The following is a 14,195-nucleotide window of genomic DNA, read 5'->3' as shown; positions in this document are numbered from 1 at the left end:
GCGACGACGTCGACGAGCAGGGCCGTGGGGGGGGGCCCCGGCCCCGGCGCCCCCCCCCCCCCCCCCCCCCCCCCCGCGCGCCCCCCCCCCCCCCCCCCCCCCCCCCCCCCCCCCCCCCCCCCCCCCCCCCCCCCCCCCCCCCCCCCCCCGCCTCGCAGGAGGAGCTGGCCGCGCTCATGGTCGGGCGTGACGTGCGCCTGGTCGTGGACAAGGCCCCGGCCGCCCCGGGCGAGCCGGTCCTGGAGGTGAGCGGCCTGCGCGTGACCGACCCGGGCGGCGCGGTCCTGCTGGACGGCGTCAGCCTCGCGGTGCGCGCCGGGGAGGTGCTGGCCGTCGCCGGCGTCGACGGCAACGGCCAGAGCGAGCTGACCCGCAGCGTCGTCGGCCTGCAGGCCGTGGACGCCGGCACCGTGCGCCTGGCCGGCGAGGACGTCACCGGCCTGGAGGTGCGCCGGCTGCTGCAGCGCGGGGTGGGCTACGTGCCCGAGGACCGCCTGCACGACGGGCTCGTCGCCTCCTTCAGCATCGCCGAGAACCTCGTGCTGGACCTGGTCGACACCCCCGCCTTCTCCGCCGGCCCGGCCGTGGACCGCGCCGCGGTGGAGCGCAACGCCGCCGACCGCGTGGCGGAGTTCGACATCCGCACCCCCAGCGCGCAGGCGCCCGTGTCGACCCTCTCCGGCGGCAACCAGCAGAAGGTCGTGCTGGCCCGGGAGATGTCCCGGCCGCTGCGGCTGCTCGTGGTCGCCCAGCCGACCCGCGGCGTCGACGTCGGCAGCCAGGAGTTCGTGCACCAGCGGATCGTCGCCGAGCGCGACCGCGGGGCCGCGGTCCTGCTCGTGTCCACCGAACTGGACGAGGTGCGCGCCCTCGCGGACCGCATCGTCGTCATGTACCGCGGGCGCATCGCCGGGGAGGTCGGCCCCGACGCCGACCCCGAGCAGCTGGGGCTGCTCATGGCCGGTGCGCAGCCGCAGGGAGGAACCGCGTGAGCACCCAAGCCCCGGCCCGGCCGGGTCCGTCCCCGGCGTCGGGCCCCGTCGGCCGCCGCCGGGCCGTCGCCGGCGGCGAGTGGCTCGTCACCGTCTTCGCCGTCGTCGGCGCGCTGCTGGTGGGGGCGGTGCTCATCGCCGTCGGCGACGCCGGCACCCGCGCCGCGGCGAGCTACTTCTTCACCTACCCGTGGGACACGTTCACCAACGCCTGGTACGCGGTGCGCGACGCCTACCTCGCCCTGCTGGAGGGTGCGCTCTACAGCCCGGACCTGTCCGGCAAGGGCGCCCTCGGGCCGATCTCCGAGACGCTGGTCAACGCCACCCCGTTGATCCTCGGCGGCCTCGCGGTCGCCCTGGCGTTCCGGGTGGGGCTGTTCAACATCGGCGCGCAGGGCCAGGTGGTCCTCGGAGCGGTCGTCGCCGCCTGGCTCGGGTTCACCTGGGACCTGCCCGTGGTGCTGCACCTGCTCGTGGCCCTGGTCGGCGGCCTGCTCGGCGGCGCGTTCTGGGGCGGGATCGTCGGCTGGCTCAAGGCCCGCACCGGCGCCCACGAGGTCATCACCACGATCATGCTGAACTACGTCGCGATCAACCTGCTGAACTTCCTGCTCACCACGCGCGGGTTCCAGCGCCCCCCGTACGGGCAGGCCATCTCCGAGCAGGTCGACGCCGACGCCACCCTGCCGCTGCTGCTGGGCAGCCCGCTGCGCGTGCACGCCGGCCTGCTGCTGGCCGTGCTGGCCGCGGTCGCGGTGCACTGGCTGTTCACCCGCTCCCGGCTCGGTTTCCGGCTGCGCGCCGTGGGAGCCAACGCCGACGCCGCCCGCACCGCGGGCATGTCCGTGGGACGGCTGCAGGTCGTGGCCATGGGCCTGTCCGGGGGGCTGGCCGGGCTGGCCGGCGCCTCGCAGGTCCTCGGCGTCAGCGGCAGCGTCACCGGCAGCGTCGCCGGCAGCATCGGCTTCGACGCCATCACCGTGGCGCTGCTGGGCCGCAACAACCCCTACGGCGTCATCGCCGCCGGTCTGCTGTTCGGCGGCCTGCGCGCCGGCGGGGTGCAGATGCAGTCGGCCACCGGCGTGCCCGTCGACCTCGTCGGGGTGCTGCAGGCCCTCATCGTCCTGTTCATCGCCGCGCCCGCCCTCGTGCGGGCCGTGTTCCGGCTGCGCGCCGGCGGCCGCGGCGTCGGCACCGAGCTGGCCGGGGGGTGGAGCCGGTGAGCGCGCCCGCACGGCCGGAGGCCGTCGTGACGCACGAGGTCGTCGAGCCCCGCACCGGGCGCCGCGCCCGCGGCGTCAGCGGGGTCCTGCTGCTCCTCGTGGGCCTGGTGACCGTCGTGGGCTGGGGCCTGGGCTCCGGCCCGGGCGACGCCACGTTCAGCTTCGGCGAGGGCACCGCCGTGCAGCTGCCCGACCTGACCCTGCCGGGCACCGCCACGCCGGTCGTCCTCGGCGGCCTGGTGGCGCTGCTGGGGCTGTACCAGCTCGCCCGCGGGTTCCGCTCCCGCCGCACCCCCGTGGTGGCGGGGATCGCCGTCGTCGCCTTCGTCCTGGCCTTCTTGGCGTGGGCGATGAGCGGCGGCGAGGGCTCCTCCATCGACCTCGTGCGCCTGCTGCGCTCGACGGTGTTCCTGGCCACCCCGCTGATCCTCGGCGCGCTGGCCGGCGTCCTCGGCGAGCGCAGCGGCGTCGTCAACGTCGCCATCGAGGGTCAGCTGCTCACCGGGGCGTTCACCGCCGCGCTCGTCGGATCGCTGGCCGGCAGCCTCGGCGCCGGCGTCGTCGGCGGGGTCCTGTCCGGCGCGGTGGTCGGCTGGCTGCTGGCGGTGTTCGCGATCCGCTACCGCGTCAACCAGGTCATCCTCGGCGTGGTGCTCAACGCCGCCGCCCTGGGGTTCACCGGCTGGGCGTACAAGGCGCTCATGCAGTCCGACACCGCCCGCTACAACTCGCCCGGCGTGCTGCAGCCGGTGGCGATCCCGGTGCTGTCGGAGATCCCGGTGCTGGGGCCGCTGCTCTTCGACGCGAACGTCGTCGTCTACCTCATGTACGTGCTGATCGTCGCGCTGCAGGTCGTGCTGTTCCGCACCCGCTGGGGCCTGCGCACCCGGGCCGTGGGCGAGCACCCCAAGGCCGCCGACACCCTGGGGGTGCCGGTGCTGCGGATGCGCTACGTCAACGTCGTCATCGCCGGCGGCATGGCCGGCCTGGGCGGGGCGTTCCTGTCGGTCGGCACCATCGGGCCGTTCACCGAGAACATGTCGGCGGGCAAGGGCTTCATCGCCCTGGCCGCGGTCATCTTCGGGCGCTGGACCCCCAAGGGCGCCGTGGCGGCCTCGCTGCTGTTCGGCTTCTTCGCCGCCCTGCAGACCCTCGTGGGCGTCCTGCCGTACGGCTCGGCGGTGCCGGCCAGCTTCCTGTCCGCGCTGCCGTACCTGGCGACGATCTTCGCCGTGGCCGGTTTCGTCGGGCGGGTGCGCCCCCCGGCGGCCAGCGGCGAGCCGTACCCGGCGTGAGCGAGGAGACGACCGTGCCCGGGATCGACTTCGAGGCCCTGCGCGCCGCGGCGCGCGCGGCCCTGGCCCACTCCTACTCGCCGTACTCGCGCTTCCCCGTGGGCGCCGCCGCGCTCGTCGACGACGGGCGCGTGGTGTCGGGGGCGAACATCGAGAACGCCTCCTACGGCGTGACGCTGTGCGCCGAGTGCACCCTGGTGGGGCAGCTGCGGATGAGCGGCGGCGGCCGGCTCGTGGCGTTCGCCTGCGTCGACGGCGCCGGGAACGTGCTCATGCCGTGCGGGCGCTGCCGGCAGTTGCTGTACGAGTTCGGCGGTCCCACGCTCCTGGTGGACACCCCGCGCGGCGTGCTGCCCATGACCGAGGTGCTGCCCGACGCCTTCGGCCCGCACGACCTGGACGACCCCGCCCGCAGGACCCCCGCCCCCAGCGACCCCACCGAGGAGCCCCACCCGTGAGCCAGCGGTTCGCCGCCGTCGACGTCATCCGCACCAAGCGCGACGGCGGCCGCCTGTCCGACGCCCAGATCGACTGGGTCATCGACGCCTACACCCGCGGCGAGGTCGCCGAGGAGCAGATGTCGGCGCTGGCCATGGCCGTGTTCCTGAACGGCATGACCCGCGAGGAGGTCAGCCGCTGGACCGCGGCGATGATCGCCTCCGGTTCGCGCCTGGACTTCACCGACCTGCCCCGCCCCAGCGTGGACAAGCACTCCACCGGCGGCGTCGGCGACAAGGTGACGCTGCCGCTGGCCCCGCTGGTCGCCGCCTGCGGGGCGGCCGTGCCGCAGCTGTCCGGGCGCGGGCTGGGCCACACCGGCGGCACCCTGGACAAGCTGGAGTCCATCCCCGGCTGGCGCGCCTCGCTGGAGCTGCCCGAGATCCGGCAGCAGCTGATCGACGTCGGTGCCGTGATCTGCGCCGCCACCGGCGACCTCGCCCCGGCGGACAAGAAGCTCTACGCGCTGCGCGACGTCACCGGCACGGTGGAGGCGATCCCGCTGATCGCCAGCTCCATCATGAGCAAGAAGATCGCCGAGGGCACCAGTGCGCTCGTCCTCGACGTCAAGACCGGCTCCGGGGCGTTCATGAAGGAGCTGGCGCAGTCGGTGGCGCTCGCCGAGGCGATGGTGGCGCTGGGCACCGACGCGGGCATGCGCACCACCGCCCTGGTCACCGACATGTCCACCCCGCTGGGCCGCACCGCCGGCAACGCGCTGGAGGTGCGCGAGTCCGTCGAGGTCCTCGCCGGCGGCGGCCCCGCCGACCTGGTGGAGATCACCCTGGTGCTGGCGCGCGAGATGCTCGCCGCCGTCGGGCTGGACGCCGTCGACCCCGCCGACGCCCTCGCCGACGGGCGCGCCATGGACGCCTGGCGGCGGATGGTCGCCGCGCAGGGCGGCGACCCCGACGCGCCGCTGCCGACCGCGGCGCACACCCACGACGTCCTCGCCACCGCCGACGGGTACCTCACCGAGGTCGACGCGATGGCCGTGGGCGTGGCCGCCTGGCGGCTGGGCGCCGGCCGCGCCCGCCGCGAGGAGTCCGTGCAGGCCGGAGCCGGGGTGGAGCTGCACGCCGTGCGCGGCGACGCGGTGCGCGCCGGGCAGCGGATCGCGACCCTGCACACCGACACGCCCGAGCGCTTCGCGTGGGCGCTGGAGGCGCTGGAGCCCGGTCTCGCGGTCGGCGCCGCGGCGCCCGCCGCGGTGCCGCTGGTGCACCGCCGCGTCACCGCCTGAGCCCGGCGGGCCCGCGCGCCCCGCGTGCTGCGGCCCGCGGGAGCTGACACGATCGGCGTCCGAACGACAGCCGCGACCGGACGGGAACGAGGGGACGACATGTCGACGCCGGGCAACGAGTACGGCAACCAGTACGGCAACGAGCACGGCAACCAGTACGGCGGGTACCAGGAGCAGCCCTACGGTGGGCAGCCCCGCAACGGCGCCGGCCTGGCGTCGCTCATCCTGGGCATCGTCGGTCTGCTGCTGTGCTGGTTCCTGGGCATCGGCATCATCCCCGGCATCATCGGGCTGATCCTGGGCATCGTCGGGATGAAGCGCGCCAAGCGGGGCCTGGCCACCAACCGCGGCGTGGCGATCGCCGGCGTGGTCACCAGCGTCCTCGCCGTCATCGCCAGCGCCATCGTCCTGGCGATCACCATCGCCGTCGGCACGGCGTTCTGGAACAACGGCGGGGCCGATCTCACCGAGTGCCTGCAGAACGCCGGCGACGACCTCGCCGCGCAGCAGCAGTGCCAGCAGGAGTTCAACGACAACCTCGGTGTGACCGTCGAGTGACCGCCACGGGCCCCGGCGTGCGCCGGGGCCCGCCGGCCGCTCAGGCGGCGTCGGTGAGGGCCTGGAACTCCTCGTCGGTCAGCTCCACGTCGGCCGCGGCGCAGTTCTCCTCCAGGTGCTCCACCGAGGAGGTGCCGGGGATCGGCACGATCACGGGGGAGCGGCGCAGCAGCCACGCCAGCGCGAGCTGGCCGGTCGTGGTGCCGGGGTGGTTGCCCGCCACCGCGTCCAGCGGGCCGCCGGGGCGGGCGAGGGTGCCGGCGTCGACCGGGGCCCACGGGATGAACGCGATGCCCTGCTCGGTGCAGAAGTCCAGCAGCTCCTCGGCGCGGCGGTCGCCGAGGTTGTAGCGGTTCTGCACGGAGGCGACCGGCAGCCCGGCGGCCTGTGCGGCCTTCACGTCGTCGACGTCGACCTCCGACAGGCCGACCTGCTTCGCCAGCCCCTCGTCGAGGAACGACTTGATCTCGCCGAACTGCTCCTCGCGGGGCACCTTCGCGTCGATGCGGTGCAGCTGCCACAGGTCGATCCGCTCCACGCCGAGGCGGCGCAGCGACATGAGGATGCACTGGCGCAGGTACTCCGGGCGGCCCAGCGGCGGCCACACGTCCGGGCCGTGGCGGGTCAGCCCGCCCTTGGTGGCGACGACCACGTCGCCGTAGCCGGTCCCGTCGTGCAGGGCCTCCTTGATGAGGTCCTCGGAGACGAACGGGCCGTAGGAGTCGGCGGTGTCGATGAACGTCACACCGAGCTCGACGGACCGGCGCAGGACGCGCACGGCCTCGTCGTGGTCCTTCGGCGGCCCCCAGATCCCGGGGCCGGTGATGCGCATCGCGCCGTAGCCGAGGCGGTGGACGGTCTTGCCGCCCAGGTCGATGGTGCCGCTGTTCGCGACGGTCATGGGGTTCCTCTCCCGTGGAGACGCTCGGGCGGCGCCCTGGGGCGCCGCGCCGACGCTACGTCCGCCCCGGGCGGCCCGCCCGGCGAGCGGGGCTCCCGGCGCCGGGTTCACCCCGTCGTCGACCAGGGGTCCACGAGGTCCAGGCCGAGGTCGGTGAAGTCGCCGGTGTTCCGGGTGGCGAGACGTGCGTGGTGGGACCGGCACACGGCGGCGATCTGGGCGTCGAAGCCGGAGATCGGGGTCCCGGCGTTCTCCCGTTCCGTCACGACGTCGGCGTAGTGCACCGCTGCTGCGGCGTCGAAGGGCAGCACCTGCTCCGCGAAGACGCTGAAGACCTCATCGGCAGCGGCGCGCAGCGCGTTGCGCCGGCGCCCCTCGGGCAGCCTGGCGATGCCGTACCGGACCTCGGCCACCGTGACGGCGGTGGTGCGCACCTCGGCCGGTGGTTGCTGTTCGATCCAGGCGACGACTCCGGGCGAGGGGGACGTGCGCATCAGTTCGGACACCACGTTCGTGTCGAGGACGATCACGCGGGGAGGTCCGCTGCGCGCGGCGTCTCCGAGCGGCTGGGGAGTTCGAGGTCCGCGCCCCCGGTGCCGCTGAAGCTCGACAGCAGTGCTCGGCCCAGCCCCTGTGCCCGGGGGGGTGGAGCCACCGCGTCCGTCAGGATGGCGCGGATCTCGGCCTCCATCGACCGGCCGTGCTGAGCGGCTCGCACGCGCAGCCGTTCGCGGACGCCGTCGTCCAGGTCCCTGATGCTCACCGCCGCCACCACGACCACCTCCTGCTGGCAATGCTAGCAAGAGGTGGTCCTTCGGGCGGTGGCGCGCCAGGGCCCTACCGCGGTTCCGGCGGCGCCGTTCCCGCCGGGCCGTCCTGGCCCAGGGTGCGCTGCCACCAGGTCACGTCCCGCCAGGCGCCGTGCTTGAAGCCGACCCGCCGGTAGGTGCCGACGCGTTCGAAGCCCATCGCCGCGTGCAGCCCGGCGCTCGCCGGGTTCGGCTCGGCCACCCCGGCGAACAGCGAGCGGTACCCGCGCCGCTCCAGCCGCGCGAACAGCTCGCCGTACAGCAGGCGCCCCACGCCGCTGCGGCGCCGCCCGAGCTCGGCGTACACGCTCACCTCGCACGACCAGCGGTAGGCGGCGCGGCCGGAGAACGGCCCGGCGTAGGCGTACGCCACCACGTGCGGGCCGTCGGCGGTCGCCTCCTCGGCGACGACCCAGGCGTGCCGCTCCTGCGCGCGGGCGATGCGCCGGGCCAGCTCCGCCTCGTCCGGCGGGTCGTACTCGAAGGAGATCGTCGTCTCGCGCACGTACGGGGCGTACAGGGCGGCGCAGGCGGCGGCGTCGGCGGCGGTGGCGTCGCGCACGCTCAGCGCGACCGGGGTGGGGCAGGACACGACCGCAGGCTAGGAGGAGCGTGAGGCTGTCAGGATCGGGGGGTGAGCACCCTCGACGACATGCGCGCCCTGCCCAAGGTGTCCCTGCACGACCACCTCGACGGTGGCCTGCGCCCGGAGACGATCGTGGAGATCGCCTCCGCCAACGGGCACGCCCTGCCCACCACCGACCCCGAGCAGCTCGCGGAGTGGTTCCGCGAGTCCGCCGACTCCGGTTCCCTGGTCCGCTACCTGGAGACGTTCGACCACACCGTCGCCGTCATGCAGGACGCGGAGTCCCTGGCCCGCGTGGCCACCGAGGCCGTCCTGGACCTCGCCGCCGACGGCGTCGTCTACGGCGAGCTGCGCTACGCCCCCGAGCAGCACCTGCGCGGCGGCTTGAGCCTCGACGAGGTCGTCGTCGCCGTGGAGGAGGGCATGCGCCGCGGTGAGCGGCTGGCCGCCGAGGCCGGTCGCACCATCCGCGTGGGAACCCTGCTGACGGGGATGCGGCACGCCGACCGCTCCCTGGAGATCGCCGAGCTGACCCTGCGGCACCGCGACGACCCCGACGGCCGCGTCGTCGGCTACGACATCGCCGGCGCCGAGGACGGCTTCCCGCCCGGCCGGCACCGCGAGGCGTTCGACCTGCTGCACGCGGCGAACTTCCCCGTCACCATCCACGCCGGGGAGGCCGCCGGGGTGGAGAGCATCGCCGAGGCGCTGTTCCCGTGCGGGGCGCAGCGCATCGGCCACGGCGTGCGGATCGTGGAGGACATCGAGTTCTCGGCCGGCACCGACCGGTTCGGGATGCCCAACGCCCGGTTGGGCCGGGTCGCGAACTGGGTGCGCGACCGCGGCGTCGTGCTGGAGCTGGCCCCGTCGAGCAACGTGCAGACCGGCGCGGCCACCAGCGTCGCCGAGCACCCCGCCACCGCGCTGAAGGACCTCGGGTTCTCGGTGTCCGTCAACACCGACAACCGGCTGGTGTCCGCCACGACGCTCTCGCGGGAGTTCGCCCTGCTGGCCGACGGGGCCGGCTGGACGCTGGAGGACGTGGAACGGGCCACCATCACCGCGCTGGCCGCCTCGTTCCTGCCGTTCCCCGACCGCCTGGCGCTGGCGTCCGACGTGATCCGCCCGGCGTACGACGCGGCGCGCACGCGGTTGCGCGGGGGCGAGCAGGGCTGACGTCAGCCCCGCGGGCGGTGCGCGCGCTGCTGCTTGTGGATCACCTTCCACCGCTGTGCGCGTTCCGCCCGCAACCGCGCGTCGGTGCGGGCCGCGAACCACTCCTGCTCGCGCTCGAGCTTGCGGTAGCTGTCCAGGCGGCGGCGCTCGACCACGCCCGCCTCGATCGCGGCCAGCACCGCGCACCCGGGTTCGCAGGTGTGCGTGCAGTCGGCGAACCGGCAGTCCACCGCGAGGTCCTCCACGTCGGCGAACGTGCGCTGCACGCTCTCGGCGGAACCCTCCGCGCCCAGGCCGACGCTGCGCAGGCCGGGGGTGTCCACGAGGACCAGCCCGCCGGGCAGCGGGAGGAGCTCGCGGTGCACCGTGGTGTGCCGGCCCTTGCCGTCGCCGGAGCGCACCGCGCCCGTGGCGAGGCGGTCCTCGCCGAGCAGGGCGTTGGCGAGCGTGGACTTGCCCGCCCCGGAGGGCCCGATGAGCGCCACGGTCCCGGACAGGGCGTCGCGCAGTTCCGCGACCCCGGCGCCGCGCTCGGCGCTCACGGCCAGGACGGGTGCGCCCAGGGCCGAAGCCTCCACGTCGGCCAGGGCGCGTGAGAGTTCCGCACCCTCGATCAGGTCGGTCTTGGTGAGCACCACGACGGGCCGGGCGCCGGAGTTCCACGCCAGGGCGAGGAACCGCTCCACGCGGCCCAGCGGCGCCCGCCGGGCCGGTGCCACGGTGACCAGCACGGTGTCGACGTTCGCCGCCAGGACCTGCTCCTCCGAGCGCCCGGAGACCTCCGCGCGGGTCAGGGCGGTGCGCCGCGGCAGCACCGCGAGGAGTTCCGCTTCCGCTCCCGCCAGGCCCAGCACCACCCAGTCGCCGGTGGTGGGGGCGGGCAGCGCGGTGCGCGGGACGCTCACGCGCTGCGGCCCCAACGGGGTCTGCACGTCCAGCGCGCCGCGGTGGGCGCGCTGGACGCGGGCGGGCACCAGGGGCCCGGGGTGGTCGTGGTGGTGCTGCGCCAGCGCCTGTTCCCACCGCTCGTCCCAGCCGTACGGCTCGAGCGGGTGCGCGGCGCTCCTGCTCTGCGCGGAAGCGGTCACACCTGCGACGGTAGGAACTCCCGGCACCGCGGGCGAGGGGTTTTCCGCGGTGCCGGGAGCAGGTCAGTAGCGGAACCGTGCCACGAGGGCGCTCAGCTCCCGGGAGGTGCGGGCGAGGTCGGCGCTGGTCTGCTGCGACTCGGTGACCGCCTGGGCGGTGGAGGAGGCGGCGTCGGCCACCCCGGCGATGTTGGCGGCGATGTCGCCCGACGACGAAGCGGCGGCGGCGACGTTGCGGTTCATCTCCGCGGTCGTGGCGGTCTGCTCCTCCACCGCCGAGGAGATCGTCACCTGGAAGTCGTTGATGCGGCCGATGATGGAGGAGATCTCCTCGATGGCCCCCACGGCGCCGCCGGCGTCGGCCTGGATGGCCTGCACGCGCCGGGAGATGTCGTCGGTGGCGCGGGCGGTCTGCTGCGCCAGTTCCTTGACCTCGCCGGCCACGACGGCGAAGCCCTTGCCCATCTCCCCGGCCCGGGCCGCCTCGATGGTGGCGTTCAGCGCCAGCAGGTTCGTCTGCTCCGCGATCGCGGTGATGACCTTGACCACCGAGCCGATCTCCTGGGACGACTCGCCCAGCGCCGTGATGGTGCGGCTGGTGGACTCCGCCACGCGCACCGCCTCGGAGGCCACCCGCGCGGCCTCGTCGGTGTTCGCGGAGATCTCGCGGATGGAGGCGCCCATCTCCTCCGAGCCGGCCGCGACGGTCTGGACGTTGGAGGAGACCTCCTCGGCGGCACCGGAGACGACGCCGGCCTGCGCGGAGGTCTCCTCGGCGCCGGCGGCGATCTGGGTGGAGATCGCCGACATCTGCTGCGCGGAGGCCGCGACGCCGGTGGAGGCGGTGTCGATGGTGGCCACCAGCTCGCGCAGCTGCGCGGTCGCGGCGTCCAGCGACTGCGCGGTGCGGCCCACCTCGTCGGCGGAGGTCAGGCCCGCGGTGCGGGTCAGGTCGCCGTCCTTCAGGCCGTCGGCGACGGCCTGCACCTTGCCCAAGCCGGCGGCGATGGAGCGGGCGATCGCGGTACCGACGGCCAACGACACGACGATGCCCACCAGCAGCAGGGCCAGGACAGTGGTGCGGTTGCTCGTGTAGGTGTCGTGGACCTCGTCGGCGAGCTCGTCGACGGCGGCGTTCTCGATCTCGCGCAGCGCGCTGAGCGCCTCGTTCATCGTGGTGGTGTGCGCGCCTAGCTGCTCCTGCACCAGCTGCACCCGCGCCATGTCGCCCGCGCGGCTGGCGTCCAGGCCCTCGGAGCCGCGCAGCGCGGCGTAGGCGGTCCAGGCCTCCTCGAAGGCGGCCAGGTGCTCGGCGCCCTCGGTCACGCCGGTGGCTGCGTAGGCGGCCAGCGCGGCGTCGACGGCCGCGTCGTCCTCGACCAGCTGCTGCTCCCGGTCGGCCCGGGCGGCGGCGTCGGGGCTGATGACGTGGCTGAGGAAGTCCACGCGCGCCTCGCGGAACTGGATCGCGATGTCGTCCACGGCGCTGATCGCCGCGGCACCGTCGGTGTTCATCCGGGCCGCGCGGGTGTCGACCGCTCCCAGCGCGCGCAGGCTCACCACCCCGACCAGGGCGCCGATCAGCGCGGCCAGGGCCACGGCGGTGAGGACCTTCGCAGCGATGCCGCGGTCGCGCCACCAGGTGCCGAGGTCGTTCCGGGCGGGGACGGTGGCGGTCATGGGAGTCCTTCGATCGCAGGGGCTGTCCCCCTCTCATCGGCCGGACGGGCCGCCGGCTTGACCCGTTCGGACCAGTTCAACCGCTCAGGGCGACGTCGCGCAGCAGGGGGGCCAGGAACCGCGCGTCGTCCACCCGGGCGGCGCCGGCCGGCGGCAGCACCCGGGTGCCGGCGGCCGCGGCGGCCCTGCGCACCGCGGCGGTGAACCCCGCCCCCGCCCAGCGCGCGTCCAGCACCTCCACCCCGCCGGCCAGCAGCGCGGTGGTGGCCGGATCGCCCGGCAGCGCGGCCGCGGCCCCGTCGCCGAACTCGGCGACCACGGCGTCGGCCAGCCGCTCCAGCGCCGCGCCGCCGGTCAGGACGCAGGACCCCCCGGCGGCCAGGACCGCCAGCGCCGTGCGCACGGTCGGCAGCAGCCGCGCGCCGCCCAGGACGCCCACCACCGACGGCGGCACGCTGCCGGGCAGCCGCGGCACCAGCAGGTCCAGCTTGTCCGCCCAGCCGGCCCAGCGCACCGCGGTGTCGATGCAGTAGTCCACCGCCGCCAGGGCCTCGGAGAGCCGGCAGCGCTCGGTGCGCCGCACCAGGTCCACCAGCTCGGCGCGGCGCGCCTCCAGGTCCACCGCCACCGACAGCAGCGCCCGCCCCCGCGCCAGCGGCGCGGTCGCCGCCACCGCCGCGGCGCCGGGTGCGGCGGCGGCCAGCACCTTGCGCACCACGTCCTCGCCCACGCCCGGCCCCGCCGGGTCCCCGGCTCCCTCAGCCACGGCAGGCCCGCAGCAGCAGCTGGGCGTCCAGGCGCGCGTCCGGGCCCGCGGGGGCGTCCAGGCCCAGGCGCTCGCGGTGCGCCTCGGCCAGCCAGCCGCGCCGCTCCGGGCCGGTGGGCCCCCACACCGTGACGGCGGTGGCCTCGGCCAGCAGCGTGCGGGGGTCGGTGCCGGCGCGCACGGTGCGCACGCCGAGCACGGGGCCGGGCGGCGGGGGCAGCGTGCGCCGGCCGGTGGCGACCACGGCGGGCGGTGCCCACCAGCCGCCGGCGGGCAGGCCGGCCAGCGCCCCGGCCGGGGCGTGCGCCACGGCGGCCGCGGCGCGCGCCACCTCCGGTGCCGGGCACGGACCGACGCGGGTGGTGCGGTCCAGGGGGTCGCCCACGCGCAGGGCGCTCGCCCCGGCGTCCAGGCGCGCCACGAGCTCCTCGGCGAGCGGCTCCACCACCAGGACCCGCGAGCCGCCGGGGCGGGTGTGCGCGCCGTCGGCCAGCCCGCCCAGCAGCGAGGGGACGACGGCGTCGAGGTCGGCGCCCGCCAGGACGACGTCCACGGCGGTGGTGCCGGCGTCGGCGACCAGGGGGGTGCCGCGGTCGGCGAGGTCGAGGGCGAGCTCGCGCAGCTGCGCGGCGGTGCCGTCGGCGCGCACGGCGAGGAGCCCGTCGGCCTCCCACAGCACCGCGTCGGCGGTGGGGTCGCGACCCGGTGCGCCGGCCACCAGGCCGGCGGGCAGGCCGGCGTCGGCGCACGCGCGCACCAGGCGCTCGGCGAGGGGGGCGGACTGCGCGTCCGGGCGCAGCAGGACGCCGGCGCCGGCGGCGAGGGCCGCGGCGAGCGCGGTGACGACGGCCGCGGGGGTGCTGCGCCAGCTGGTCAGGACCGCGACGGCCCCGCCGGGGGTGGCGCCCACGCCGAGGGCGTCGAGCTTGTCGGCCCACCCGGCGGTGGAGAACGCCGCGTCCAGCAGGCGGGGGCCGTCGTGGGCGAGCCCGGCCGCCACGGGTCGCCCGGTCGTCAGGGCCGCCGTGACGGCGAGGGGGTGGACGTGGTCGGCCAGGACGTCGGCGAGGGTGAACAGGTGCCGGGCGCGGTCCTCGCCGCTGAGCCAGGCCCACTCGGTGCGGCTGGTGGCGACCACGCGGGTCGTCACGCGGGTCAGCACGTCGTGCGCGGTGTCGGCCACGGCGAGCAGCCGCTCGCCGGTGGCCGGGACGGGGACGTCGACGCGCGGGGAGCCGTCGTCCCCGCCGGTGGCGGTCAGCTCGGCGGGCAGTCCGGCGGCGGCGGCGTCCTCCACCGGGGGGCCCTGTGCGCGCCCGGGTCGCGCGCGGAGGTGCCGGGGCACCCTCTCCGCGGCTTCCGGTAGTGGCGACGTCACGG

The 14,195-nt window shown here is 76.0% G+C and carries 14 protein-coding genes and 1 pseudogene; 7 read left to right on the top strand and 8 right to left on the bottom strand.

The window, feature by feature from the left end:
- Positions 1 to 143: 143 nt before the first annotated feature.
- The 6 genes and pseudogenes from ACRYM0_RS12450 to ACRYM0_RS12425 all read left to right on the top strand — a co-directional run.
- Positions 144 to 992: pseudogene (locus ACRYM0_RS12450) on the top strand (ATP-binding cassette domain-containing protein); the annotation flags it as partial.
- Entirely contained in the window at positions 989 to 2,215 is a 1,227-nt protein-coding gene (locus ACRYM0_RS12445) for an ABC transporter permease (protein ID WP_432505503.1), read from the top strand. The pseudogene ACRYM0_RS12450 and the gene ACRYM0_RS12445, both read left to right, overlap by 4 nt.
- Positions 2,212 to 3,510: an ABC transporter permease gene (locus ACRYM0_RS12440; RefSeq protein ID WP_432505501.1), complete on the top strand. Its 1,299-nt coding sequence runs from the start codon at positions 2,212 to 2,214 to the stop codon at positions 3,508 to 3,510. Before ACRYM0_RS12445 ends, ACRYM0_RS12440 begins: the two co-directional genes overlap by 4 nt.
- 14 nt (positions 3,511 to 3,524) lie before the next feature.
- The gene (locus ACRYM0_RS12435) at positions 3,525 to 3,968 is read left to right on the top strand and encodes a cytidine deaminase (RefSeq protein WP_432505500.1); all 444 of its coding nucleotides are present in this window, start codon (positions 3,525 to 3,527) and stop codon (positions 3,966 to 3,968) included.
- Positions 3,965 to 5,251: a thymidine phosphorylase gene (locus ACRYM0_RS12430; protein WP_432505499.1), complete on the top strand. Its 1,287-nt coding sequence runs from the start codon at positions 3,965 to 3,967 to the stop codon at positions 5,249 to 5,251. Before ACRYM0_RS12435 ends, ACRYM0_RS12430 begins: the two co-directional genes overlap by 4 nt.
- A gap of 99 nt (positions 5,252 to 5,350) precedes the next feature.
- Positions 5,351 to 5,809 (top strand): DUF4190 domain-containing protein, encoded by a 459-nt coding sequence (locus ACRYM0_RS12425; RefSeq protein WP_432505497.1) that lies wholly within the window; start codon positions 5,351 to 5,353, stop codon positions 5,807 to 5,809.
- Between the two features lie 40 nt (positions 5,810 to 5,849).
- On the opposite strand, the gene ACRYM0_RS12420 is transcribed toward ACRYM0_RS12425, so the two are convergent.
- The 4 genes from ACRYM0_RS12420 to ACRYM0_RS12405 all read right to left on the bottom strand — a co-directional run bounded on the left by ACRYM0_RS12420 (position 5,850) and on the right by ACRYM0_RS12405 (position 8,111).
- Positions 5,850 to 6,710: an aldo/keto reductase gene (locus ACRYM0_RS12420; RefSeq protein ID WP_432505495.1), complete on the bottom strand. Its 861-nt coding sequence runs from the start codon at positions 6,708 to 6,710 to the stop codon at positions 5,850 to 5,852.
- 107 nt (positions 6,711 to 6,817) lie between these two features.
- On the bottom strand, positions 6,818 to 7,240 hold the full coding sequence (locus ACRYM0_RS12415; protein WP_432505493.1) for a type II toxin-antitoxin system VapC family toxin: 423 nt from the start codon (positions 7,238 to 7,240) through the stop codon (positions 6,818 to 6,820).
- Complete coding sequence (locus tag ACRYM0_RS12410; protein WP_432505491.1) at positions 7,237 to 7,473, bottom strand: FitA-like ribbon-helix-helix domain-containing protein; 237 nt, start codon at positions 7,471 to 7,473, stop codon at positions 7,237 to 7,239. Before ACRYM0_RS12410 ends, ACRYM0_RS12415 begins: the two co-directional genes overlap by 4 nt.
- Positions 7,474 to 7,547: 74 nt before the next feature.
- Positions 7,548 to 8,111, bottom strand: a complete 564-nt coding sequence (locus ACRYM0_RS12405; RefSeq protein WP_432505489.1) for a GNAT family N-acetyltransferase — start codon at positions 8,109 to 8,111, stop codon at positions 7,548 to 7,550.
- A 60-nt stretch (positions 8,112 to 8,171) separates the two neighbouring features.
- On the opposite strand from ACRYM0_RS12405, the gene ACRYM0_RS12400 reads away from it, so the two are divergent.
- Positions 8,172 to 9,281 carry an adenosine deaminase gene (locus tag ACRYM0_RS12400; RefSeq protein ID WP_432505507.1) on the top strand — a complete coding sequence of 370 codons (1,110 nt, stop codon included), beginning with the start codon at positions 8,172 to 8,174 and terminating at the stop codon, positions 9,279 to 9,281.
- A gap of 2 nt (positions 9,282 to 9,283) precedes the next feature.
- Here ACRYM0_RS12400 and rsgA read toward each other — a convergent pair whose 3' ends face one another.
- From rsgA to ACRYM0_RS12380, 4 genes are all read right to left on the bottom strand, one after another.
- A complete protein-coding gene (gene rsgA, locus ACRYM0_RS12395; RefSeq protein ID WP_432505487.1) occupies positions 9,284 to 10,369 on the bottom strand; it encodes a ribosome small subunit-dependent GTPase A in 1,086 nt (361 codons plus the stop codon).
- 63 nt (positions 10,370 to 10,432) lie between these two features.
- Positions 10,433 to 12,049: a methyl-accepting chemotaxis protein gene (locus ACRYM0_RS12390; RefSeq protein ID WP_432505485.1), complete on the bottom strand. Its 1,617-nt coding sequence runs from the start codon at positions 12,047 to 12,049 to the stop codon at positions 10,433 to 10,435.
- Between the two features lie 76 nt (positions 12,050 to 12,125).
- The gene (locus ACRYM0_RS12385; protein ID WP_432505483.1) at positions 12,126 to 12,815 is read right to left on the bottom strand and encodes an aldehyde dehydrogenase family protein; all 690 of its coding nucleotides are present in this window, start codon (positions 12,813 to 12,815) and stop codon (positions 12,126 to 12,128) included.
- A complete protein-coding gene (locus ACRYM0_RS12380) occupies positions 12,808 to 14,112 on the bottom strand; it encodes an aldehyde dehydrogenase family protein (protein WP_432505481.1) in 1,305 nt (434 codons plus the stop codon). Before ACRYM0_RS12380 ends, ACRYM0_RS12385 begins: the two co-directional genes overlap by 8 nt.
- Positions 14,113 to 14,195: the final 83 nt, after the last annotated feature.

It is taken from the genome of Kineococcus arenarius subsp. arenarius (assembly GCF_050871845.1).
Classification (GTDB): domain Bacteria; phylum Actinomycetota; class Actinomycetes; order Actinomycetales; family Kineococcaceae; genus Kineococcus.
This window is presented reverse-complemented; position numbering and strand designations above follow the sequence as displayed.

Excerpts from the sequence above, each read along its gene's own strand:
- ACRYM0_RS12400 (WP_432505507.1), top strand. The coding sequence starts at position 8,172 with ATGCGCGCCCTGCCCAAGGTGTCCCTGCACGACCACCTCGACGGTGGC.
- ACRYM0_RS12425 (WP_432505497.1), top strand. The coding sequence starts at position 5,351 with ATGTCGACGCCGGGCAACGAGTACGGCAACCAGTACGGCAACGAGCAC.
- ACRYM0_RS12390 (WP_432505485.1), bottom strand. The coding sequence starts at position 12,049 with ATGACCGCCACCGTCCCCGCCCGGAACGACCTCGGCACCTGGTGGCGC.
- ACRYM0_RS12420 (WP_432505495.1), bottom strand. The coding sequence starts at position 6,710 with ATGACCGTCGCGAACAGCGGCACCATCGACCTGGGCGGCAAGACCGTC.